1 protein-coding gene and 1 pseudogene are annotated in these 378 nt (G+C 53.4%); one reads left to right on the top strand and one right to left on the bottom strand.

The genetic code is table 11. The features are described 5' to 3' along the window. Positions 1 to 212, top strand: a 212-nt coding sequence (locus E5355_RS19715) for a hypothetical protein (protein WP_136011575.1), incomplete at its 5' end; no start/stop codon positions are given. An 80-nt stretch (positions 213 to 292) separates the two neighbouring features. Here E5355_RS19715 and E5355_RS20085 read toward each other — a convergent pair. Beyond that, a pseudogene (locus tag E5355_RS20085) lies at positions 293 to 378 on the bottom strand (DNA-binding protein); the annotation flags it as partial.

The following is a 378-nucleotide window of genomic DNA, read 5'->3' on the forward strand; positions in this document are numbered from 1 at the left end:
ATGGCAGCGGCAAGGTCGGGCGGCAGAGCCGTTTCGGGCAGAATCTTCCTCAAACGAGTTTGAGCGTATTCAACCCGAAAACCTTGTCATTGCCTGCCACTCGCTTGAAGAGCATCCGGCAACGGAAACAAGCGAGCGACTGGCGGGAAATCAGAAGAAAGAAGAGAGGAGCGACTTACAGACGAAGCGGAATTTTGATGCTCCGTCCGTAAGCCGTTCCTTTCTCTTTTTGCCGAGAGTCCGTTGCTCCGCAACCATAGAGCAGACGGCAAACTGCGCTCCTTCAAGAAAATCAGGTTGCCGTCTGTCGGTAAGCAGAGCGATAGCCGTCAGCAAGCATCCTTTCGATGTCGGATTCACGGTAGAGGATTTTGCCAC

Origin of the sequence: Bacteroides muris (ex Afrizal et al. 2022) (assembly GCF_004793475.1) — a bacterium.
Taxonomy (GTDB): Bacteria; Bacteroidota; Bacteroidia; order Bacteroidales; family Bacteroidaceae; genus Bacteroides; species Bacteroides muris.